Origin of the sequence: Streptomyces europaeiscabiei, assembly GCF_036346855.1 — a bacterium.
Lineage (GTDB): Bacteria > Actinomycetota > Actinomycetes > Streptomycetales > Streptomycetaceae > Streptomyces > Streptomyces europaeiscabiei.
Genome location: NZ_CP107841.1, coordinates 5,781,587 through 5,803,700, shown reverse-complemented (window position 1 = coordinate 5,803,700; position 22,114 = coordinate 5,781,587). Strand labels below are relative to the sequence as shown.

The window sequence follows — 22,114 nt, the reverse complement described above, 5'->3', positions numbered from 1 at the left end:
TGTGTATGCGTACGTACGGGTACGTCGCGTACGTGCGCAACGGACCGATCGTAGTGCGGCGGTAGGGGGAGGCGGATGGAGCGGTGTCTACGGTTCCGTAACAGCGGCCGGTGGTGTGCGGGTCTCCGATGCCGCCGCGATGCGGTCCAGGGCACCCGACAGCTGTTCGAGCACCCGTACGGTTTCCGCGAACTCCTCCTCCCCCAGCGCCTCCGCCAGGCGCGCGGCCAGGGTCGCGTGGCCGGGCTCGATCCGCGCGATCGCGGTGCGGCCGGCGGGGGTCGGGGCGAGGAGCTTGGCACGGCGGTGGGCCGGATTCGGGACGTACTCGGCGAGCCCCCGGTCGACGAGGAGATCGGCGACCCGCTGGACGCTCTGCCGGGTGATGCCCATGACCCGGGCGACCCCGGCGACGGACAGCGGCTCGGGCAGCACCGCACCCAGCACCTGCCACCAGGCGGCCGTCAGCCCCGCCGGGCGCGCCAACTCGTCGGCCACGGAAAGGAACTGCCCGTTCAGCCGGAAGATCCCGAGGGCGGCACGGCTGAGGAGGTCCTGCTGCTCGCGGCTCACTGTCCCGCCGCCTCCAGCACGGCGTACGCCTCCGGGTCCGAGTCGTGGAAGAGGCGGTACCAGGCGTCGAGGACCTCGCCCTCGTAGACACCGAGGAGGCGGAAGACCTCGCGGGCCAGGGCCACGGGTTCGGTGGGTCCGGCGGTGACCAGGATTCCGTCGGTGACGGCGTCCGCGTCCACGTACCGCTCGCCGCCCTTGTACCCGGTGGCGGCCAGATAGAAGGGAGCCGCGCTGGTGTGGTCCCGGTCGTCCAGCAGCCCTTCCCTCGCGAGCCCGGCGGTCGCCCCGCAGATCGCGGCGACGGGCACCCCGGCGGCCAGGAACTCCCTCGCCTTCCGGGCGAACGGCGCGAGTTCGTCACTCGTGTCCCACAGGTCCGCGCCGGTGAGGACGAGCAGTGAGCTCTCCTCCGGCCGCAGCTCCCCCAGAACCCCGTCCGGCTGAATACGCACCCCCGCGATGGTCCGCACGGCGTCGGCACTCGGCCCGACCGTACGGATCTCATATCCGCCCCTGGCCAGCCACGCGGTCGTGTGCCCGGTCTCCCAGTCGGCGTAGGTGTCGTACACGGCGAGATGAACAGGCTTGCGGTCGCTCATGGCTCCTCCTGGGCACTCCGGCGGATCGCTCTATGACAGCATGCTGCCATTCGGGCAGCTTGCTGTCAATAAGGCAGCCTGCTGTCAATCAGCTACGGGGGTGGGGCCGGTGCGGGCAGGTGAGGGCCGGCCGCGCAGTTCCCCGCGCCCCTGGAAGCAAAAAGCACGGGGCGCAGCCCCTGCTTTTCGAGGGGCGCGGGGAACTGCGCGAGTTACCACACACCACCCGCACCCGTCGGCGCACCCGAACCCCCTGGCCATCAGGCACCCGGCCCAGCGACGCAGCCCCTCACGGGGGCGACACACTGTCGTGCTCGGACGGCCGCACGCATACAAGTCGCCCGTGCCCTCTCCCCACCCCCGCCCCCTAACCTCGCCCCATGACCCCTCACCCCAACCCCCAGGCAGGCGCCGCGGTGAAGGCCGCGGACCGAGCGCACGTGTTCCACTCCTGGTCCGCGCAGGAACTCATCGACCCGCTCGCCGTCGCCGGAGCGGAGGGCTCGTACTTCTGGGACTACGACGGCAGGCGCTACCTCGACTTCTCCAGCGGCCTCGTCTACACGAACATCGGCTACCAGCACCCGAAGGTCGTCGCGGCGATCCAGGCGCAGGCGGCGACGATGACGACGTTCGCCCCGGCGTTCGCGGTCGAGGCCCGCTCGGAGGCGGCCCGGCTGATCGCCGAGCGCACCCCCGGCGACCTGGACAAGATCTTCTTCACCAACGGCGGTGCCGACGCGGTCGAGCACGCCGTCCGTATGGCCCGGCTGCACACCGGCCGCCCCAAGGTGCTGGCCGCGTACCGCTCGTACCACGGCGGCACCCAGCAGGCCGTGAACATCACGGGCGACCCGCGCCGCTGGGCCTCCGACACCGGCACGGCCGGGGTCGTGCGCTTCTGGGCGCCCTTCCTCTACCGCTCCCGTTTCCACGCGGAGACGGAGGAGCAGGAGTGTGCGCGGGCGCTGGAGCACCTGGAGACGACGATCGCCTTCGAGGGGCCGTCGACCATCGCCGCGATCATCCTGGAGACCGTTCCGGGCACGGCCGGGATCATGGTCCCGCCGCCGGGCTATCTGGCCGGGGTCCGGGAGATCTGCGACAAGTACGGGATCGTCTTCGTCCTGGACGAGGTCATGGCGGGCTTCGGCCGGACGGGCACCTGGTTCGCCGCCGACCTGTTCGACGTCGTACCCGATCTGATGACCTTCGCCAAGGGCGTGAACTCGGGTTACGTCCCCCTCGGCGGCGTGGCCATCTCCCCCGCCATCGCCGAGACCTTCGCCCGGCGCCCCTACCCCGGCGGTCTCACGTACTCCGGCCACCCGCTGGCCTGCGCGGCCGCCGTCGCGACGCTCCAGGTCATGGAGGAGGAGGGGGTCGTCACCAACGCGGCCACCCTCGGCGCTTCGCTCATCGAACCGGCTCTCCGTGAACTCGCCGAGCGGCACCCCTGTGTGGGCGAGGTGCGCGGCACGGGCATGTTCTGGGCGCTGGAGCTGGTGAAGGACAAGGAGACCCGCGAGCCCCTCGTCCCCTACAACGCGGCCGGCGAGGCCAACGCCCCCATGCTCGCCTTCGGCGCCGCCGCCAAGGCGAACGGTCTCTGGCCCTTCATCAACATGAACCGCACCCACGTCGTCCCCCCGTGCAACATCACGGAGACCGAGGCCAAGGAGGGCCTCGCCGCCCTGGACGCGGCCCTGTCCGTGGCGGACGAACACACGGTGTGAGGCCGTAACTCTCCCCTGTGTTCCCCCGTGTTTCCCCTGTGTTTCCCCCCGGTGCCGAGCAGAAGGGCAAAAACTCCTCCCCAGAACCCGAACGCGTAAGGTGACGTGCTCGTAAGAGAAGTCAGAGAGCACGCACAGAACGCGTACGCGTACGCGGATGGGGGACCCAGACCACGATGCCCGGCACCGGCGGCGGCAATGGCGCCGTGACCCGAAGCACCCTGCGGCAACAGCTCGCGGACGCGCTCCGTGACGAGGTGCTGGCCGGCCGCCTGAAGCCGGGACAGGAGTTCACGGTCAAGGAGATCGCCGAACAGTACGGGGTGTCGGCGACGCCCGTGCGCGAGGCGCTGGTGGATCTGTCCGCGCAGGGACTGCTGGACGCCGTGCAGCACCGGGGTTTCGAGGTCCACGAGTACTCCGTGGCCGACTACCGGAACATGGTCGAGGCCCGCATCCTGGTCACCGACGGAATGTTCCGGCGGCTCGGCGACCGCAAGGTCGATCCCCGTACGGCCGCCGCCCTCGCAGGGGTCCGGCGGCGCGGCGAGGAGGCGCGGCGGGCCGCGACCGCCGGGGACCTGGACATCCTGATCGGCTACGACCTGCGGTTCTGGCGCGAGCTGAGCGCCCTGTTCGGCAACCCGTACCTCACCGACTTCCTGCACCGGCTGCGCGTGCAGGCCTGGGTGTGCGCGGTCCAGCACCTGCGTCAGACGGACGTCCGGACGGGCTCCCGATCGAACGACCGGATGAACGACCGCACCGCCGACCGCATGAACGACCGCACTGCCGACCGGATGCACGACGGGGCGAACGACCGCCCGGACGATCTCAAGGGCCGGCTGTGGGCCGACCACACCGACCTCGTCGACGCTCTCACCCGCCGGGACGCGCAGACCGCGCAGGAGCTCATCGCCGGTTACGACGAGCAGTCCCTGACCCTGGTGGAACGCCTGGCGGACGGATGAGCGCGACCCCGAAGGCGGGCGGCGGCCGGGCGAGCGTCGACCTATCCGTCGTCGTCCCCGCCTACAACGAGAAGGACCGGCTCGCCCCCACGCTCGACTCGATCATCAGCCATCTCTCGGCGACGGAGGCCGCCGCCCGCTGGGAGGTCATCGTCGTCGACGACGGGTCGACGGACGGCACGGCCGACGTCGTGGCCGACGTCACCGCCCGCGACGCCCGCGTCCAGCTCGTCTCCGGCGGGCCCCACAACCGGGGCAAGGGCCACGCCCTGCGGCTCGGTGTCCTCGCCTCGCACGGCCGCCGGGTCCTGCTCACGGACGCCGATCTCGCCGCGCCCATCGACGAGTTGGAGCGGCTCGACAAAGCGCTCTCCGACGGCCACACGGCCGCGATCGGCTCACGCGAGGCGCCCGGCGCGAGCATCGAGCGCCATCAGCACCGGCTGCGCGAGACACTCGGGCGAGCCGGGAACCTGCTCATACGCGGGGTCGCGGTGCCCGGCATCCGCGACACCCAGTGCGGTTTCAAGCTGTTCGACGGCGACCGCGCCCGCGAGGCCTTCGCCGTCTCCCGGCTCGACGGGTTCGGCATCGACGTGGAGATCCTCCGGTACTTCCGCCGCAGCGGCTGGCCCGTCGTCGAGGTCCCCGTCCGCTGGTCCCACCAGCCCGGTTCGAAGATCCGGCCGAGCGACTACGCCCGTGTCCTCGGCGAACTCGCCGTCCTGCGGGTCCGTTCCGTCCGCCCGGCCGACGCCTTCGCCGTCGCCGTCGCCGTCTTCCTCCTGATGGCGGTGGCCCTCCACATCGGCCGCCGGCTCGACCCGAACGGCCGCTGTCTCCCCGACTCCCTCCAGGACCAGAGCCAGTGGGAGTGGTTCTTAGCGGTCACGGCCGACAACCTCGCCCACCTCCGCACCCCCCTCTTCACCACCTGCCAGGGCTTCCCGACGGCGTGAACCTGATGACGTGGGCTCCATGCCGATCACCCTCGCCCTGCTGCCGATCGCCCCGGCCACGGTGATCGGCGTGAACTGGCGGGCGCGGGCCGAGAAGGACTTCGCGTACTGGCGTGCGAGCGCCCTGGTGCCGCGCCCGCAGCCGTACGACGAGCAGCGGCGCGAGGAGGTCGACAAGCTCGTCGGGCGACCCGGTAAATGGGTGGGCGGTGTGTGGGTATGGGACCTGCACGAAGGGGACCGAAGGCGCGTTCAGCGACTACGCTTCCCTGACCACTGTGTGCCGTATGCGAACGTATCCCTACCGTCCGTGTGCGTGCCGGATGACCGAGGAGTTCTCTTTTGGCCTGTGACCTCTGGCTGGTCCCGCTCGTCGACGTGCTGTGCCACACGCCCGACAACCCCTTCGCCGAGGAACTCGCGCTCTACAACAGGCTGCTGGGTGAGGCCGGGCTGCCACCGGTTCCGGTGTACCAGTACATGCCGGGGCTGACCGGCGAGGTCGCTCCGGTGGCCGGCTTCGACTACGACGCGCTGCACTTCCTGCGCCGCGCCTATCTGCTCCAGGTGTGCGGCCTGGAGGTGACCCCGGTGGACGCGCTGGGCGGCGACTACGAGCAGTTGCTGGAGATGTTCGAGGGCACGGCCCAGCAGTCGCACCTGGTCTGGCACTACGACCACGCCGGCGCCTACGTCCCGGTCGACTTCCCGCAGCCCCTGTCCAGCGACGAACTCCTCGCCGGAGGCGGCCCTCTGGGCTCTGCCCAGGGCCTGCTGAGGGAACTGGAGTTCGTGGCCCCGGCCATCGGCATCGACCCGGCGAACCCTCCGACACCGCCCGAAGCGCCGCTCGCGCCCACGGAGTTGGAGGAACCCGCCGTCCCGGCGCCCTACGACCCCAGCCCGTTCGCTCGCGAACGGCACGTCTGGCTGGGCCTGCACGCGGCGGCGACCCGAAGTCTGGCGCAGGGATCGATGATCGTCTTCAGCTGAGACTCTGCGGTGGGCGGCTCAGCGGTGGGCGGCTCAGCGGTGGTCGGCTCAGCGACCCAGTGCCGCCAGGCCCTTCTGCAGATCCTCGGGGTTCATGACCGGGCTGTAGGTGACATCGGCGCCCAGTTCGAGGAAGAACGGTTCGGCGATCGACGGCATCTGGGAGCTGTCCTGCATGTCGAAGACCATGAAGCAGGTGCGATGGCCGTGGTCGGTCGTGAAGTAGGCCGCCTCCGGCTTCACCTGCTCCATGGAGGCCTGCATCAGCTTCCCCAGGGTGCCGCTGCGGATGGCCTCGTTCGACTTCTCCGTGTCGAATTCCGCCTTGAAGAGGACGCGCATCGCACTCACCTTCCTCTGCTCGTCCGATGTGCCGACATTCGCGCACCTTTTCAGGATATGCCCGGTGCGGCCGGAACGGCCCGGGGCCGGGCACGCCGACGCGTGCCCGGCCCCGGGGTGAGCCTCTGGGAGGCGAGCTGCTAGATGAACGAGTTGATCTCGATCGTCTCGTCGCGGCCGGGGCCGACGCCGATCGCGGAGATCGGTGCCCCGGACATCTCCTCCAGCGCCTTCACGTACGCCTGGGCGTTCTTCGGGAGGTCGGAGAAGGACTTCGCCGAGGTGATGTCCTCGGACCAGCCCGGCAGGGTCTCGTAGATCGGCTTCGCGTGGTGGAAGTCGGACTGCGAGTACGGGAGTTCCTCGACGCGCTTGCCGTCGATCTCGTACGCGACGCAGACGGGGATCTGCTCCCAGCCGGTGAGGACGTCGAGCTTGGTGAGGAAGAAGTCCGTCAGGCCGTTCACGCGGGTCGCGTAGCGGGCGATGACCGCGTCGAACCAGCCGCAGCGGCGGTCACGGCCGGTGGTGACGCCCCGCTCGTGGCCGATGCGGCGCAGGGCCTCGCCGTCCGCGTCGAACAGCTCGGTCGGGAACGGGCCGGCGCCCACACGGGTCGTGTAGGCCTTGAGGATGCCGATGACCCGGCTGATCTTCGTCGGTCCGACGCCCGCGCCCGTGCAGGCGCCGCCCGCGGTGGGGTTGGAGGAGGTGACGAAGGGATACGTGCCGTGGTCGATGTCGAGGAGCGTGCCCTGACCGCCCTCGAAGAGGACGACCTTGCCGTCGTCGAGGGCCTGGTTGAGGACCAGGATCGTGTCGGTGACGTAGGGCGCGAGCCTGTCGGCGTAGACGAGCAGTTCCTCGACGACCTGGTCGGTGGAGATGGCCCGGCGGTTGAAGAGCTTGGTGAGGACCTGGTTCTTGACGTCGAGGGCCGCCTCGACCTTCTGCGTCAGGATCGACTCGTCGTACAGGTCCTGGACGCGGATACCGACACGGTTGATCTTGTCCGCGTAGGTCGGGCCGATGCCCCGCCCCGTCGTGCCGATCTTGCGCTTGCCGAGGAAGCGCTCGGTGACCTTGTCGAGGGTCACGTTGTACGGCGTGATGATGTGAGCGTTGCCGCTGATCAGGAGCTTGGACGTGTCGACGCCTCGCTCGTTCAGCCCGTTCAGCTCGGAGAACAGGACCGACGGGTCGACGACGACGCCGTTGCCGATGACGGGAGTGCATTCAGGTGTGAGGATTCCGGAAGGGAGGAGGTGCAGGGCGTACTTCTGATCGCCCACGACTACCGTGTGGCCGGCGTTGTTGCCGCCCTGGTAGCGCACCACATAGTCGACGGAACCGCCTAGCAGGTCCGTCGCCTTTCCCTTGCCTTCGTCACCCCACTGAGCACCGAGCAGCACAAGTGCGGGCACGCGCGTACACCCCTTCCGGGCGGGGCATGTCCAAGGTCGGGGGCGTACGCGGTGGCTCATTACCGCCGCGTGCACCGCGACCGCCGTTGGTCGCACCTGTCGGACCCGGATGCCCCGGAATAGACCAAGCCCCTGGCGCAATAGCGCAAGGGGCTCTTGCACAAAGATGCTACCCGAGGAAGCGAGGCAGGACCGAGGTGGCGACTGACGACCAGCTCCTCGTGGTCATCGACCCCCTCGCCCGTCGCACGGACGGCGAGGCCGTACGGATCGCGAAAGACGTGCTCAGCGCGGGTGCGGCGAGTACGAAAGTGTGTCTTCCCGAGGGGCCCGAGGAATTTGCGCGGGCTCTCTCCCGACGCGGTTCGCGGCGGCCTGTGGTGATCGGCGACGACCGCGCGCTGCTGCGGGCGGTGGCTCTTCTGCACCGTCGACGGGAGCTGGCGGCGTGCGCCCTCTCCCTGATCCCCGTGGGTTCCGCCCTGGGCCTGGCCCACTCGCTCGGCGTGCCCGCCGGCGCGGTCGCGGCGGCCCGTGCCGCCCTCGACGGTGTCGAACACCGGCTCGATCTGCTCGTCGACGACAGCGACGGGGTGGTGCTGGGCACGCTGCGCATACCGGTCCTGCCGGGTGCGCCCCCTCCGGACCGGGCGGAGGGGCCTGCGGCCACCGACACGGGCCCTGGGTCGGGGCCGGGCAGAGAAACGGGTCCGGGGACGGGCGCCGGTACGGGAACGGACCGGGGGCCGGGGGCGGAGGGCGCGCCGACGGGTGACCCGTCGCACGGCCCGCACTTCTGGCAGCGCGCCTGGCCGCAGTCCCTCGCCCGCACGTTGTCGACGCGGCCGACGCGGCCCGCCCGGCTGTCCCGTCCGCTGCGGCCGTCGCGCATACGGGTCGCCACCGGGGGCGGTGCCGGGCCCTCGCGGCTGCGGGTGGAGGTGGACGGGATCCTGCTCATCGACCTGGACCAGCCCGTAGAGGCCGTGTCGATCACGCCCTGCATCGACGGCGGCGCCGACATCGAGATCCGGCCGGTGTCGGTGGGCGCCGAGGCGGCCCCGCTGCACGCGGTCGGCCACCGGGTGACGGTGTCCGGCGCGGACTTCCGCTACCGGGCGGACTCCCTGGTGGCGGGGCCGGTACGGACGCGGACGTGGACGGTACGGGAGGGGGCCTGGGGGCTGACGCTGCCGGGGTGAGGGCGACGCCGGGGCGGGGGCGCCCGGTGCGTGCCGGGCGCCCCCTGGATCGCCGGTCAGCAGCTCGCTGCCCAGGTGTGGGAGTCTCCGTCGTCGTTGGCGGCGCCGTTGTAGCCGACCTCCTGGCCGGGCGTGAGGCAGATGGTCATGTGGCCGCCGAGGTTGCCGCTGGAGTACACCTTGACGTGGTCCTTGATGCCGGCGCCGGAGATGCCGTGGTTGGCCCAGGAGGAGTCCTCGTCGGCGATGTTGCTCTCCCACCAGTGGTCGTCGCCCGGCCACTCGATCTTCATGCCGGAGAAGTTGGCGTCCGTCCAGACGCAGAAGTTGCCGCTGCCGCAGGCGGCGGCCTGAGCGGAGCCCGACGACGCGAGGACCACTCCGGCGGAGAGGAGTACGGCGGAGAACAGGGCGGTGAAGCGCTTCACTGTGCTGTTTTTCCCTTCAGGGGTGGGGGGTTGGTACTGCCGATCAGAGAGGTGGCTTCGGTGAGGGCGCGGGCCCGCAGCCGCCGCCAGTCGGCGAGTTCCGTACGGTGTTCCGCGCGGACCTCGCCGAGGGTGCGGTCGGTGTGGGCGGCCTCGGGCTTGAGGTTGTTGACGATCGTCGAGGTACGGAACCAGCGGCGCTGGTCGCCGTAGAGCCGCCGCTGGGCCGCGGCCAGACAGCCGTCGGTGTGTGCGCGGACGACGTATCCGGTGGGCAGCCGCAACGACAGCTCCGTCCGTCCCGCCCCGAACATCGCCTCGGCGACCCGCGCCCGCTCGGCGTCGGGCGGCGCGCTCTGTCCCGGGCGCGGCGGGGTGAGCCCCCGACGGGTCAGGCAGGCGTCGGTCAGCCGCTGGGTCGCGGCCTTGACGACGTCGTCCGGGGAGAGCCGGGGCGGGGCCGGGGCCGCCGAACAGGCGGTGCCGACGGTGAGGAACAGGCCGCAGACGAGGAGCGCGGCGAAGGCCGTACGGGGGCGAGGGTTCATCGTGGGTCCGGTCCGCTCGACGGTTGCCGTCGCTCAGCCCGCCTCGCAGCCCATCCTGGTGTCGCTGACGCCGTCGAACTTCGTCGCCCAGTCGCTCCAGTCGTCGTCGTAGTCGTCGGGGCGGATCTCGCGGTAGAGGCAGCCGCCGCCGGACTTGTAGTGGATGGCGAAGACGCTGATGGGGGCGTGGGAGTCGAAGGAGTACGCGTGGCGCTTCACACGGGCGTCGGCCTCGCGGTAGCCGCCCGGCGCGTAGTCCCAGGCACCGCCCGGACCCATCTGACCGCGCTCGGGCCAGAAGTACACATGCCCCGGCGGTACGGCGGCCGGGGTGGCCGGCGCGGTGGCCGGGACCGCCGGGGAGGCGGTGGGGAGGAGGACGGCGAAAGCCGCGGACAGGATGGCGAGTTGGCGCATGGGGTGGATTCCCGGGAATGGTGGTCGGTCGACAGGGGCCAGCCACAGCTGACACGGCGACCTGCCCAGCACGCACACCGATATGCCCGCTTCCACCCCTTCAGGTGAGCGCGCGGGGGGCGTGCGTTGCCGATGTCGCGACCCTCGACAGAGGGCCGATCACGATAGGCACAACAAGGCCCGCACGAGTGCGCGACACGCCGTCGCAACAGCTTCTCGTCATTGAATTCACGCGACGGGACGCAAGGCCTTTTCGCCGCGCTCCGACGGTTCTTGAGGAGGCGTCAGTCATTCAGATCGAGCGCCAACCTGACGACTGCTCAGGGAAAGGTCCGCCTACGGGACCTCCATCAGGGTGACGACGTGTCAGCCGGTTCCGAACAGAGGCTTCTCTCGAATCAAAATACCAGCTCATTGCCATATTTTGATGAGGCGTCAGGCACGCCGACCGTCACTCTCCGGGGCGACATTTCATACGGCCGTCCAGCCCTATTTTCACACTGCTCCGGGCTTCCTCGACATGACAGCGGAAATGGCCGTCATTACGTTCGTTCTCGTCGGCAGGTCCTGTCGACGAGAACGAAGAGAAGGGGAAGTGCATTGCGCACTCGTAAAGCCACAGTGATCGCCGCCTCCGTCGGCGTGGCAGTCGCGGCCGCCACCGGTGTCACCTACGCCAGCTCCGCCCTGGAGTCCGCCCCCCAGTCCGCCTCGATCGTCCAGGACGCCGCCCCTGTCGCCCCGCGTGGCGGCAACGGCACCGGCACCGAGGCCGGCTCGAACGCCGCGAACGCCCCGGCCGACGCCGGGTCGAAGGAGAGCTGGAGCGGTTCCAAGAAGAGCGAGGGCCGGGAGGACTTCCGCGGCGAGAACCGGAGGAACCACCGGGACGAGGGCCTGATCCAAATCAACGGTCGCGAGTATCCCGCTGAGCCGGGGTTCTGCTACACCGTCGCCGCGGACGCTGTAGTCACCACAGGGACAGCCACCTTCACCGTGCAAAACGAAAGCGACAAGACCGTCCGCTTCTTTCCTAGGGCCGACTGCACCGGCCCCCTCTACACCCCGGTCGGCGCTCACACTTTCAACCCCGGGATCAGCGTGGCAGGTACCGGAAGGCTGGAAGCCAGCTTCTACGTGGTCCACAAAGAAAACGACCACCACTGACGCGGCCGAATCTGCCAACGGATAGAGGCATCCCCTCACCGCACCATCGGAAACCCCGGCTCGCCGTAATCGAGCCGGGGTTCCGGCACGGAGGTATCCCTGATCCCCGGGGGATGACCATTCCATGCTAATCCGTACGGTCTGGCCTCGGGCCGGTGATTACTCCACCCGTGCGCTGTTCTTGGCAGCGTCGAGAAATGCCTGCCAGCCAGTGGGCGAGAGGTGCAGGAGGGGGCCGTGGGGGTTCTTGCTGTCGCGGATGGCTCGGCCGCCGGTGGAGGTGAGGGCGACCTCGACGCATTGTCCCTCGCCTGTGGTGTACGACGATTTCCAGAACGGGCCTATGACCTCGGTCACGATGCGTCTTCCTTGCTGAGCAGTGTGCTCCGAATGAGTCGCGTGCTGACATCCGGTGCCAGTGCCACCGATCGTAGGTGGTCGAACACATTCGCGTAAGCCGCCAGGTCCTCGGGCGCTTCAAGGACCGAAGCGCCCCGCATGTTGTCCAGGGTCACCGCTTCGACCGTCGGCTCGGATTCGAAGCTGAAGGACTGGAAAGCGGAGGTCACACCAGCCACCGGCCCCGCACTGAAGGGCAGCACCTGCACGGTGACGTTCTGCCGCTCTCCGGCCTCAAGGATCGCAGCCAGCTGCTCCCGGTGGGCATCGGCGCTGATCAGCGACTGCCTGATGAGCGCTTCCCAGAGGATGGCGGTGTACGTCGCCCCGCCTTCCTGGATCTTCGCCTGCCGGGCCTCACGCACCTTCACCAGCTGAGCGATCCGTTCAGGAGCGACATAGTGAGGCGTCACCGCGATGGCGGCTTCCGCGTAGGCCGCAGTTTGCAGAAGCCCCGGCACCACGACCGGCTGCCACTCCCGGATATATGTCGCGTCGTCCTCCAACGCGATGAAGTCGAGGTAGTCCGGCCTCAGATGCTCCGCATGTTCGAGCCACCAGCCCCGATGGTTGGACCGCCTCGCCAAGTCCTCCAGCTTGGCGCCGACTTCCGGGTCCTCGACACCGTACGCGCTCAGTAGCACGCGAATCTCGACGATGCGCGCGGTCACATGGCCGCTCTCCATCCGGCTGATCCGAGTCTGGTGCACCCCGAGCAGGTCCGCCGCCTGCGGCTGATCCAACTTGGCGGCCTGTCGATACCTCTTGAGTGCGGCGCCAAGTCGCCTACTGCGCACGGTCGGCCGTCCCCCTGCGGGCATTGCTTCCCCTCTCCTGCAAGGTCTCAGGCAGACAACTCTAGGACGGCCTCAGCCCCCAGCAACCACCCCTTAAGCATGCATGCTCTTCGTCTAGTTGCTTCTCAGCATACTCGCGATCTAGCCTCAACGTGAGCGCACGACTACTCGGCGCTACTTGACTGCACGTCAGGGGGTCCATTCGCCATGCCCGCACTCACCCCACGTCGCGATTCCTTCCGCATCCCCAAACGCACAAGACACGTCCCCGAAGCCCGCGCCCGCGTGCGGCGGATCCTCAAGGACTGGGCCCTGGACCCTGAACTCGCCCACGACATCGCCACCGTGGCGACGGAACTGGTCACCAACGCCGTCCGGCACTGTCGGGTGACGCTCGCGGAGGTCGAGGTCGTCGTGTCGGTCCGGGGCTGCGGCGTGCTGGTCGAGGTGTCGGACCCGGACAAGGAAAAGGTGCCGAGCACCGACAGCGACCCCGCACCGGAAGGAGAAGGCGGGCGCGGGCTCGTCCTCGTCGCCGGGCTCTCGGAGCGGTGGGGGCATGAGCTGCGGCCGTTCACGAAGTGCGTGTGGGCGTACTTCGTGATCCCGGGGCGGTCGCGGTGACGGCGGCGACGCTGAGCCCGTACCGGGGCCGCTGGCGGCGCTGGGCCGCGCGGGCGAAACGGTACCGGACCACCTACGGCCGGTGGTTGCCGATGCCGCCCCGCGAACCCTGCTGGGAGCGGCGGCCGCAACCGGACTACGGCCTATATCCCGCCGAAGGAGACAAGGGAGACGAGCGAGACCTCGTGCGGGCGTACGTCACGACCTACCCGAGTGAGAGGCGTACGGCGTGAGCGACGAACCGAAGCGGCCAGAGGGCGGTGCCCCGCCGCTCGACCCGGTCATGGCCACGTTCAGCGAGTGGCTGGACCACGCCGTGGCCTGCATGGACGCCTGCCGCAGAGACGGCGTCTCGTGTCTTCACTCGATGCGGCTGGCCAGACAGCACCGCGCGGCCAGGAAGGCGGCGGGTGCGGAACGGCGGAACGGCTCTGATTGAGCGAGACCCGTATCCCGTCAGTCGGGGCGCCGGGCGCCGGGTCGGCGATCTGGTCGGTCAGGCCGCCCTGCGCGACCAGGGGGCCGGCCTCCTGGTCGCGCTTGGTCAACTCTTTCCGCTTGGCCTGGCCCTGCCGTTGTGGAACGGTGTGCGCCTGACGTACCGGGCCGGTGTCCGGGAACTGCGCCGCCGGTGATGCCAGGGAAACCGTGATCACCAACCGTGCCGGCCGCCCGACCCCCCGCAATCCGTCCGCGACCATCTCCACCAGCCACACCGCGATGTCCGGCGACCACTCACGGGTACGTCGGTCAGCCAAGTGCTCACGGTCTGCCAGCCGTAGGAACCGGCCCGATCGATCGCAAAAGCGAGGAGACCTTCCTCGACGGAGTCTCGGGATCCTGCTCCACCACCCGGTCGAACCACGCATGCCGCCGCAGAATGCCGTGCAGACCGACGATCACGGTGGGGGGAATCACAGACACTCCCGGACTTGACCTGGAGGTCGACCGTGACCTTGGCCTTGCTCGCCGGTCTTAATTCGCGATCGGGCCCCACGCCCCGATCCACCAACAGTCGCCGCGAGTTGGCCACGCGCCGCCGACGACTGCACGAGGGCGCCGATCCCGCGCTTCACTCGCGAACCACTGGCCTTCGGCGGAGTCTTCGCGTCCGCACAGGAAGAACGAGTCGCCGGCTCCCGCGGTCCTCAGCGGATGCGAGGCAAGTCCCGAGATCCACAGAGCAAATAAATCGTTGACAACAGTTTGTTTGTATTCGACGCTGGTCGCATGTCGTCTACCTCGCCGTCGGCCGATGGCTCCGATCCCATCCCTCCCGGCACCCCCGCCGACCCCTTCACGCCCCCGAGCGCGGACGGGGCGCGGGCCCAGCGCGTCTACACGTCCCTGTTCCGCATCGCCGAGCGGCACGCGGCCACGGACGAGCAGCGTCACCGCCAGGTCCACCCCCATGTCCTCGGCGCGCACGAGGCGATCAGACTGGTCTCGTACCTGCTCAGCGGCGCCGCCCTCCTCGCCGACGGCGAGGACGGGGTCGACCGCGCCGACATCACCGCCGCCCTGACTCTCATCCCCCTCGCCCGTGGCGAGATGGACGAACTGGAGGTCGGGCTCCTCGAAATGGCCCGGGGTCGTGGCATGACCTGGCCGGAGATCGCCTTCGGCCTCGGCCTCCAGACGCCCCAGGCGGCGAGGCAGCGTTACGAGCGGCTGGCGAGCCGTACGGAGACGGGCACTGAGGCGGGCGCGAAGACGGACACGGAGACGGACGCAGAGAAGAGGGATACGCAGAAGACGGACAGGTAGGGGCTCAAGTCGAGGTGCCGGTCAGCCTCGGCCGAACATCTCGTCGCGGTGGACGCGCCAGCGGCCCATCATCGCTTCGACCTCGGTCTCGATGAACTCGAAGAACGCGAGGGTCTCGGAGAGCCGGCGCCCCGCCGGGGTGTCGGCGCCCAGGCTGGCGACACCCTCGCGCAACGACTCTTCCCAACGCTTGATGAGGGCCTCTCGATTGGTGAGGGCCTCGTACCACTGCTCGCCGTGGACGCGGTAGCGCTCGCGGCGCGAGCCGGGCTCGCGCTCGCGTGACACCAGGTGCACCTGGGCGAGATAGCGGACCGCGCCGGAGACGGCCGCCGGGCTGATCCGCAGCTGTTCGCCCAGCTCGACGGAGGTCAGCGCGCCGGCGTCGGAGGCGAGGAGCGCGGCGAAGACCCGGGCGGGCATGCGCGGCACCCCGGCCTCGACGAGCTGCGCCGCGAAGTGCTCGACGAAACGGGAGACCGACTCGGCGTCGCGCCCCACGGCGTCGCGCCCCACGGCTTCCGCTCCGGCAGCCACTCCGGCCTTCGCTCCGGCCTTCGACTCCGCCATGCCTGGATCAGCTCCCTCGGTATCCCTCGGTATCCCTCGGTGCCCCCTCGATATGCCCTGGTCAGACACCATGGCCAGCCTACCCGTGATTCACACCCTTCCTTAACTTCACAAATTTCTGAAGTAAGCGTACGTTCTGAACATGACGAAGGCCATCACCGTCTCCGGACTCCACAAGTCCTTCGGTCGGACCCACGCGCTGGACGGCCTCGACCTGACCGTCGAGACCGGCGAGGTCCACGGCTTTCTCGGCCCCAACGGCGCCGGAAAGTCCACCACCATCCGCGTCCTGCTCGGCCTGCTGCGCGCCGACTCGGGCGCCGCGCAGGTACTGGGCCGCGACCCGTGGGCGGACGCGGTGGAGGTGCACCGCCGGATCGCGTACGTCCCCGGCGACGTGACCCTGTGGCGGAACCTGTCCGGCGGCGAGGTCATCGACCTGTACGGACGGCTGCGCGGCGGGCTGGACGCGGGGCGTCGCGCGGAGCTGCTCGAACGGTTCGAGCTGGACCCGACCAAGAAGGGCCGCACCTACTCCAAGGGCAACCGCCAGAAGGTCGCCCTCGTCGCCGCCTTCGCCTCAGACGTGGACCTCCTCATCCTGGACGAGCCGACCTCGGGCCTGGACCCGCTGATGGAGGAGGTCTTCCAGCGGTGCGTACGGGAGGAGCGCGACCGGGGCCGTACGGTCCTGCTGTCGTCCCACATCCTCACCGAGGTCGAGGAACTGTGCGACCGGGTGAGCATCATCCGCAAGGGCGTCACCGTCGAGAGCGGTTCCCTCGCCGACCTGCGCCATCTGACCCGCACCATCGTCACCGCCGAACTCGTCGGTCCGCCGGTCGGCCTGACCGGCCTCCCCGGCGTCCACGACCTCGATGTCCGGGGCAACCGCGTCCACTTCCAGGCCGACACCGACAAGCTCAACGCCGTACTCCGCTCCCTGACCGACTCCGGCGTACGGTCCCTGACATCCACGCCGCCGACCCTGGAGGAGCTGTTCCTGCGGCACTACCAGGACGACGAGACGGACGACGAGACGGACGGCGTACGGGCCGCCGCCAAAACCGTGGCAGGAGAGGCGGTCGCGCGATGACCGCCTCCACCAGTGCCTCCGGCCCCTCCACCGCCGGCACCGCCACCGCCGTCCTCTTCGCCTCGCGGTCCGGCGGGTCCCGTCAACTGGCCGGTACGGGAACCCTGTTGAGGTTCGCCCTGCGCCGCGACCGCGTGATGGTCCCGGTCTGGGTCACGGTCACCGGGCTGATGGTCCTATCCATGCCGAACAGCCTGAACAGCCTGTACGGCACCGCCGCCGAACGCGCCGACCTCATGCGCCAGATGACCACGAACCCGTCGCTGCGTGCCCTGGTCGGCCCCGCCTTCGACGACTCCCTCGGCGCCCTGACCGCCTGGCGCGTCGGCGCCTACGCCGGTCTCCTCGCCGCCGTCATGAGCCTCCTCGTCGTCATCCGCCACACCCGTGACGAGGAGGAGAGCGGCCGCCAGGAACTCGTCGCGTCGGGGACGGTCGGCCGCCGGGCACCGCTGACCGCCGCCCTGCTCACGGCGGCCGTCGCGAACGGCGGACTGGCGTTGCTGGTCACGCTCGGGCTGGCCGGGCAGGGCGCTATGGGAGCGGCGGCCTTCGGGCTGGGGATCGCGGGCGTCGGGATGGTGTTCGCGACGATGGCGGCGGTCGTCGCGCAGCTGACGGAGAGCGCGCGGTTGGCGCGGGGGCTGGCTGCGGGGGTGTTGGGCGCGGCGTTCGTACTGCGGGCGGCTGGCGACGCTTCCGAGAACGAAGGTTCGTCTTTCTTGACGTGGGTGTCGCCGCTGGGGTGGCTGGAGAACGAGCGTTCGTTCGCGGATGAGCGGTGGTGGGTGCTGCTGCTGTTCGTGGCGGCGACGGCGATCCAGGGCGCGCTGGCGTACGCACTCGCCGGGCGCCGCGATGTCGGCATGAGCTTTCTGCCGACCCGGCCGGGACCGGCGGCCGGCCGGCTGGGTACGGCCGGCGCGCTGGCCTGGCGGCTGCAGCGGGGCAGCGTCCTCGGCTGGAGCATCGGTTTCTTCCTCGCCGGGGCCGTCTACGGCGGGCTGACCGAAGGCACGGCCGACTTCGTCGGCGACAACGAGGGCGCCCGCGAGATCTTCGAACGCATGGGCGGCCAGTCCGGTCTGACCAACGCCTTCCTCGCCTCCATGATCGGCATGCTCGGTCTGATCGCCGCGCTCTACATCGTCGGCTCGGTGCTGCGCCTGCACGGTGAAGAGACCTCCGGGCGTGCCGAACCGCTCCTGGCGAACTCGGTGGGCCGGCTCCGCTGGGCCGCCGGGCACCTCTTCGTCGCCTTCGGCGGAACCGCGTGGATCATGCTCCTCGCCGGTCTCGGCTTCGCCCTCGGCTACGGCAAGGAGGCCGCCCCGATCCTGGGCGCGTGCCTCGTCCAGGTCGCCGGGGTGTGGGTCATCGGCGGCGCCGCCGTCCTGCTCCACGGGCTCACCCCCCGAGCGGTCACGGCGGCCTGGGGGCTCGCCGGCGCCGCCCTCCTCATCGGCTGGATCGGCCCCGTGCTCAACGCCCCCCAAGCCGTCCTCGACCTCTCCCCCTTCGGTCATCTCCCCAAGCTGCCCGGCGGAGAGATGGAGTGGACGCCGGTGCTGGTGCTGACCGGGGTCGCGGTGCTGCTCGTGGCGGGAGGTCTGGCGGGGCTGCGGCGGCGGGATCTGAGCAGCTGAAGGCGGGCACCCAGGAGAACCACGGCCGACCGGGGTGCGTCCCTTCCGTCATGTCCGTCATGGACCAACCGGAGCAGCGAGGCGAGCGGGACGAGCAGGACCAGGGGAACGAGGGACGCGAGGGGGCCGGGGGTGAATCGGCAGAGCAGCTTGGGGTGTGGGGGATGTGCGCTGTCAGCGGTGGGCATGCTGGCCGCGACGCTCGCCTGGAGCACCTCGGACCGCACGCGACGCCATCTCCAAGGCGGCTTCGAAGGCGAGGACATGGACTACACCGTCCTCGCCACCGAACTCCCCTTCGTCGCCCTGGCCGGCGCCGCCCTCCCGGCAGCCGTCTGCCTGGTGATCGCGCTGTTGCTCGCCCGGCGACGGGGGCCGGGGGCGGAGTCCGGGCGGGGGCCCTCGTCGGGACCGAGATCGGGATCGGGGTCGGGATCGGGCGGTGGGGACTTCTCAGATCTCGACGGATAGGCCGTCCAGGCCCCGGATGACGAAGTTCGGCTTCCGTGTCGGCTCGGTGGCCAGGGCGAGCGTCGGGGCCTTGGTCAGGAGGGCCGTCATCGAGGCCGCCAGTTCGATACGGGCGAGGGGCGCGCCGATGCAGTAGTGGATACCCGCGCTGAAGGAGATGTGCGGGTTCTCCTCACGGGTGAGGTCCAGCTTCTCGGGGTCCGCGAACACGGACGGGTCATGGTTCGCCGAGCCGAACAGCATCGCGATCTCCGCGCCCCGCGGAACCGTCGTCCCGTCGATCTCGATGTCGTCCAGCACCCACCGCTCGAACAGCTGCAGCGGGGTGTCGTACCGCATCAGCTCCTCCACCGCCGCAGGCACCAGCGAGTGGTCCGCGCGCAGGGACGCCAACTGCGCCGGGTTCCGGAACAGCGCCCACCAGCCGTTCACCGTGGCGTTGACCGTCGCCTCGTGGCCCGCGTTCAGCAGCAGCACACAGGTGGAGATCATCTCCTGCTCGGTGAGACGGTCGCCCTCGTCGTGCGCGGCGATCAGGCCCGAGATCAGGTCCTCGCCCGGCTCCGCCCGACGGTGCTCGATCAGCTCCCGCAAATACTCCGAGAACTCCACCGATGCCCGCACCGCCCGCTTCGCCGTCTCCTCCGACGGGCTCAGCTCGTACATCCCGCAGATGTCCGCCGACCAGGGCCGCAGCGGTGCCCGGTCCGACTCGGGGATACCGAGCATCTCGGCGATCACCGCCACCGGCAGCGGCTCCGCGACATCCGTCAGAAGGTCACCCCCGCCGGCCTCCACCAGCCCGGCCACCAGCTCACCGGCCAGGTCCTCCACGTAAGGCTTCAGCCGCTCCACCGTGCGCGGTGTGAACGCCTTCGACACCAGCCTCCGGATCCGCGTGTGGTCCGGGGGCTCCAGGTCGAGCATCCCGTGGTCGTTCAGCGTGTGGAACGGCTCGTACTCCGCCGGCGGCGCGCCCCGGCCGAAGTCCTCGTGCGTGAACCGGTGCTGGTACGTCCGCCCGAGCCGCCGGTCCCGCAGCAGCGCCGAGACGTCCGCGTGGTGCGGTACCAGCCACTGGTTCGTGGGCTCGAAGTACTGCACACGGCCCCGGGCCCGCAGCTCCGCGTACGCCGGGTACGGGTCGGCCACGAAGTCGGGGTCCCACGGGTCGAAAGCGAGGTCAAAAGCAGCTGCCATGACCGGACGCTAACCCGCGAGCGGGCCCTATGACCAGGGGGAACCAGCGTGTGACCTCGACGAACCCGCTTGCGGGCCCAGTCAGCCGGGAGTGACCAACCTCGCCTCGTAGGCGAACACCGCCGCCTGGGTGCGGTCGCGCAGGCCCAGCTTGACCAGGATCCGGCTCACATGGGTCTTGATCGTGGACTCGGCGACCACCAGGCGCTCGGCTATCTCCAGATTGGACAGCCCCTGGGCGATGAGGACCAGGACCTCGGTCTCGCGGTCGGTGAGTTCGCCGTACGCCAGCTGGGTGGCCGCCGAGGGGCGGGGAGCCTGGGCCAGCTTGGAGAACTCCGTGATCAGGCGCTTGGTGACCGACGGGGCGAGGAGCGCCTCCCCGGCGGCCACCACACGGACCCCGTCGGCCAGTTGGCGGGCGGAGGCGTCCTTGAGGAGGAAGCCGGAGGCTCCCGCGCGCAGCGCCTGGTACACGTACTCGTCGAGGTCGAACGTGGTCAGGACCAGCACCTTCGCCCCGCCGTTCGACGCGACGATCTCCCGGGTGGCCTCGATGCCGTTCAGCTCGGGCATCCGGATGTCCATCAGGACGACGTCCGGCGACAGCTCCCGGACCCGCTCGACCGCGTCCCGGCCGTTCACCGCCTCGCCGACCACCTCGATGTCCGGCATCGCGCCGAGCAGCACGGAGAAGCCCTCGCGGACCATCATCTGGTCGTCGGCGATCAGCACGCGGATCGTCATGCGTCGCCCTCGCTCGCGCTGGGCACCGGCAGGAAGACCGTCACCTCGTAGCCTCCGTCCTCCGTACCGCCCGTCGTCATCTCGCCGTTCAGCATCGTGACGCGTTCGCGCATGCCCGTGAGGCCGTGGCCGGTGCCGTGCGTGGACTTCACCAGGCTCACCTCCGGCGACGGGCCGTTGACCATGCGCAGCCCGAGGCCGCCCAGGACATAGCCGATCTCCACGCGGGCCGTGGCGCCCGGCGCGTGCCGCAGCGTGTTGCTGAGGGCTTCCTGCACTATGCGGTACGCCGACAGCTCCACGCCCTGCGGGAGTTCACGGACCGCTCCGGTGACCGCCTTGTCGACCGTCAGGCCGGCCTCCCGCACGTTGGCGAGCAGGCCGTCGAGGTCGGCGAGGGTGGGCTGCGGGGCGTCCGGGGCCTCGTAGTCCTCGGCACGGACCACCCCGAGGACACGGCGCAGCTCGGTGAGCGCCGCCACCGCGTTCTCCCGGATCGTGACGAAGGCCTGCTCCAGCTCCGGCGGCGGGTTCTCCACGCGGTAGGGCGCTGCCTCGGCCTGGATGGCGACCACCGACATGTGATGGGCGACCACGTCGTGCAGCTCACGGGCGATCGTGGTGCGCTCCTCCAGGAGAGTGCGCTTGGAGCGCTCGTGCTCGGTCACTGTCTGCTGCGCGGTCACCTCGCGCTGGGCCGTGCGGCGTATGGTCAGGGCGGAGGCTGCCAGCAAGGACATGGCGGAGACGACGAGCAGCGGGACCGTGTTGTTCGCCGCGTAGTGGTCGCCGCCGAGGGCGGTCTCCAGGAACGCCCCGTACGCCGCGGTCAGGCCCCACATCCAGGCGGCTATGCGCGGTCGCGTGCGCAAGGCCACGACCGTCATCACCACGAGATGGGCCGCGAAGCTGCCGGCCGTCCACGGCCAGTCGTCCCACAGACCGCTGCCCACCGCGGTCAAGGGAGCCGCGATCATGGACACCCAGAAGGCCGCCACGGGTCTGATCATGGTCAGCAGGACCGGAATCAGGGCGAAGGCGGCAGCCACCATCGCGGTGAGCCCGCTTCCGTCGCTGGCGGAGGCGGCGATGGCCATCGAGAGCAGGCCGGCCATCACCACGGCGGCATGCGGGGCCCAGGCCACGTATTCGCGCGGGCGGCCGGAGAGCCGGCCGGTGAACGGGCCGTCCATCTTCATCGGGGGCATCGGTCGGTAGGCGAACCCGTCGTGGAACAGGTCCTGGCGTAGCCTGCGCCACGCGTCCATGGCCACCCGGAACTCCGGGCTGTTGCTCGGCTTGCCCTCGCCGCGCAAGGGCATCGTGTGCGTCTGGGTCGTCTCGGTCACGTTGAAAACGGTAGGCGGAGGGCCGGGCCGGCGTCGTCACCAGTGAGGAGGGTCTGTCCGGGTCCGTCTCAGGTACTACGGGTCAT

General features: G+C 70.1%; 24 protein-coding genes and 1 pseudogene. 12 read left to right on the top strand and 13 right to left on the bottom strand.

The annotated features are described in order from the left end of the window. Positions 1-87: 87 nt before the first annotated feature. Positions 88-573, bottom strand: a complete 486-nt coding sequence (locus OG858_RS25400) for a MarR family winged helix-turn-helix transcriptional regulator (RefSeq protein WP_086753825.1) — start codon at positions 571-573, stop codon at positions 88-90. Next, entirely contained in the window at positions 570-1,175 is a 606-nt protein-coding gene (locus OG858_RS25395) for a DJ-1/PfpI family protein (protein WP_086753827.1), read from the bottom strand. Before OG858_RS25395 ends, OG858_RS25400 begins: the two co-directional genes overlap by 4 nt. Positions 1,176-1,555: 380 nt before the next feature. Here OG858_RS25395 and OG858_RS25390 point away from each other — a divergent pair, with 380 nt between their 5' ends. The 4 genes and pseudogenes from OG858_RS25390 (at position 1,556) to OG858_RS25375 (ending at position 5,834) form a co-directional block, all read left to right on the top strand. Further along, positions 1,556-2,911: an aspartate aminotransferase family protein gene (locus OG858_RS25390; protein ID WP_086746829.1), complete on the top strand. Its 1,356-nt coding sequence runs from the start codon at positions 1,556-1,558 to the stop codon at positions 2,909-2,911. A 176-nt stretch (positions 2,912-3,087) separates the two neighbouring features. Continuing rightward, entirely contained in the window at positions 3,088-3,882 is a 795-nt protein-coding gene (locus OG858_RS25385; protein ID WP_086746830.1) for a GntR family transcriptional regulator, read from the top strand. Next, positions 3,879-4,849 (top strand): annotated as a pseudogene (locus OG858_RS25380) (dolichyl-phosphate beta-glucosyltransferase); the annotation flags it as partial. The gene OG858_RS25385 and the pseudogene OG858_RS25380, both read left to right, overlap by 4 nt. Positions 4,850-5,183: 334 nt before the next feature. After that, positions 5,184-5,834, top strand: coding sequence for a hypothetical protein (locus OG858_RS25375; RefSeq protein ID WP_086746831.1), 651 nt, complete (start codon positions 5,184-5,186; stop codon positions 5,832-5,834). A gap of 48 nt (positions 5,835-5,882) precedes the next feature. Here the strand turns inward: OG858_RS25375 and OG858_RS25370 are convergent, their stop codons facing one another. After that, positions 5,883-6,176 (bottom strand): DUF3303 family protein, encoded by a 294-nt coding sequence (locus OG858_RS25370; protein ID WP_086746832.1) that lies wholly within the window; start codon positions 6,174-6,176, stop codon positions 5,883-5,885. 140 nt (positions 6,177-6,316) lie between these two features. Further along, a complete protein-coding gene (locus OG858_RS25365) occupies positions 6,317-7,600 on the bottom strand; it encodes an adenylosuccinate synthase (protein WP_086746833.1) in 1,284 nt (427 codons plus the stop codon). A 197-nt stretch (positions 7,601-7,797) separates the two neighbouring features. Between OG858_RS25365 and OG858_RS25360 the strand changes: the two genes are divergently transcribed. Then, positions 7,798-8,802, top strand: coding sequence for a diacylglycerol kinase family protein (locus OG858_RS25360; protein WP_327744592.1), 1,005 nt, complete (start codon positions 7,798-7,800; stop codon positions 8,800-8,802). Between the two features lie 56 nt (positions 8,803-8,858). Here OG858_RS25360 and OG858_RS25355 read toward each other — a convergent pair whose 3' ends face one another. Genes OG858_RS25355 through OG858_RS25345 form a run of 3 tightly spaced genes read right to left on the bottom strand, consistent with a single transcriptional unit; the run spans position 8,859 to position 10,195 of the window. Then, positions 8,859-9,230 (bottom strand): peptidase inhibitor family I36 protein, encoded by a 372-nt coding sequence (locus OG858_RS25355; RefSeq protein ID WP_037702706.1) that lies wholly within the window; start codon positions 9,228-9,230, stop codon positions 8,859-8,861. Further along, a complete protein-coding gene (locus tag OG858_RS25350; protein WP_319267351.1) occupies positions 9,227-9,778 on the bottom strand; it encodes a hypothetical protein in 552 nt (183 codons plus the stop codon). The genes OG858_RS25355 and OG858_RS25350 overlap by 4 nt, the downstream gene beginning before the upstream one ends. A 33-nt stretch (positions 9,779-9,811) precedes the next feature. Continuing rightward, a complete protein-coding gene (locus OG858_RS25345; protein ID WP_319267353.1) occupies positions 9,812-10,195 on the bottom strand; it encodes a hypothetical protein in 384 nt (127 codons plus the stop codon). 600 nt (positions 10,196-10,795) lie between these two features. On the opposite strand from OG858_RS25345, the gene OG858_RS25340 reads away from it, so the two are divergent. After that, positions 10,796-11,362 carry a hypothetical protein gene (locus OG858_RS25340; RefSeq protein WP_319065554.1) on the top strand — a complete coding sequence of 189 codons (567 nt, stop codon included), beginning with the start codon at positions 10,796-10,798 and terminating at the stop codon, positions 11,360-11,362. Between the two features lie 159 nt (positions 11,363-11,521). On the opposite strand, the gene OG858_RS25335 is transcribed toward OG858_RS25340, so the two are convergent. Next, positions 11,522-11,719, bottom strand: coding sequence for a DUF397 domain-containing protein (locus tag OG858_RS25335; RefSeq protein WP_319065555.1), 198 nt, complete (start codon positions 11,717-11,719; stop codon positions 11,522-11,524). Beyond that, on the bottom strand, positions 11,716-12,582 hold the full coding sequence (locus OG858_RS25330) for a helix-turn-helix domain-containing protein (protein WP_319065556.1): 867 nt from the start codon (positions 12,580-12,582) through the stop codon (positions 11,716-11,718). Before OG858_RS25330 ends, OG858_RS25335 begins: the two co-directional genes overlap by 4 nt. 183 nt (positions 12,583-12,765) lie before the next feature. On the opposite strand from OG858_RS25330, the gene OG858_RS25325 reads away from it, so the two are divergent. The 3 genes from OG858_RS25325 to OG858_RS25315 all read left to right on the top strand — a co-directional run bounded on the left by OG858_RS25325 (position 12,766) and on the right by OG858_RS25315 (position 14,949). Then, positions 12,766-13,182 (top strand): ATP-binding protein, encoded by a 417-nt coding sequence (locus OG858_RS25325; protein WP_319065557.1) that lies wholly within the window; start codon positions 12,766-12,768, stop codon positions 13,180-13,182. Between the two features lie 229 nt (positions 13,183-13,411). Then, positions 13,412-13,621, top strand: a complete 210-nt coding sequence (locus tag OG858_RS25320; RefSeq protein ID WP_319065558.1) for a hypothetical protein — start codon at positions 13,412-13,414, stop codon at positions 13,619-13,621. A gap of 791 nt (positions 13,622-14,412) precedes the next feature. Further along, complete coding sequence (locus OG858_RS25315) at positions 14,413-14,949, top strand: DNA-binding protein (RefSeq protein ID WP_319267366.1); 537 nt, start codon at positions 14,413-14,415, stop codon at positions 14,947-14,949. Positions 14,950-14,970: 21 nt separating this feature from the next. Here the strand turns inward: OG858_RS25315 and OG858_RS25310 are convergent, their stop codons facing one another. Next, positions 14,971-15,519, bottom strand: coding sequence for a GbsR/MarR family transcriptional regulator (locus OG858_RS25310; protein ID WP_086746593.1), 549 nt, complete (start codon positions 15,517-15,519; stop codon positions 14,971-14,973). 142 nt (positions 15,520-15,661) lie between these two features. Here OG858_RS25310 and OG858_RS25305 point away from each other — a divergent pair, with 142 nt between their 5' ends. The 3 genes from OG858_RS25305 to OG858_RS25295 all read left to right on the top strand — a co-directional run bounded on the left by OG858_RS25305 (position 15,662) and on the right by OG858_RS25295 (position 18,732). Continuing rightward, the gene (locus OG858_RS25305; RefSeq protein ID WP_319065561.1) at positions 15,662-16,615 is read left to right on the top strand and encodes an ABC transporter ATP-binding protein; all 954 of its coding nucleotides are present in this window, start codon (positions 15,662-15,664) and stop codon (positions 16,613-16,615) included. Then, complete coding sequence (locus OG858_RS25300; RefSeq protein WP_319065562.1) at positions 16,612-18,261, top strand: ABC transporter permease; 1,650 nt, start codon at positions 16,612-16,614, stop codon at positions 18,259-18,261. The genes OG858_RS25305 and OG858_RS25300 overlap by 4 nt, the downstream gene beginning before the upstream one ends. A gap of 186 nt (positions 18,262-18,447) precedes the next feature. Then, positions 18,448-18,732: a hypothetical protein gene (locus tag OG858_RS25295; RefSeq protein WP_327745871.1), complete on the top strand. Its 285-nt coding sequence runs from the start codon at positions 18,448-18,450 to the stop codon at positions 18,730-18,732. Here OG858_RS25295 and OG858_RS25290 read toward each other — a convergent pair. The 3 genes from OG858_RS25290 to OG858_RS25280 form a co-directional block, all read right to left on the bottom strand. Next, positions 18,715-19,932, bottom strand: coding sequence for a cytochrome P450 (locus tag OG858_RS25290; protein ID WP_328544413.1), 1,218 nt, complete (start codon positions 19,930-19,932; stop codon positions 18,715-18,717). The genes OG858_RS25295 and OG858_RS25290 overlap by 18 nt on opposite strands. 81 nt (positions 19,933-20,013) lie before the next feature. Next, a complete protein-coding gene (locus OG858_RS25285; protein WP_327344333.1) occupies positions 20,014-20,679 on the bottom strand; it encodes a response regulator transcription factor in 666 nt (221 codons plus the stop codon). Continuing rightward, complete coding sequence (locus tag OG858_RS25280; protein WP_319267374.1) at positions 20,676-22,028, bottom strand: sensor histidine kinase; 1,353 nt, start codon at positions 22,026-22,028, stop codon at positions 20,676-20,678. Before OG858_RS25280 ends, OG858_RS25285 begins: the two co-directional genes overlap by 4 nt. Positions 22,029-22,114 lie beyond the last annotated feature (86 nt).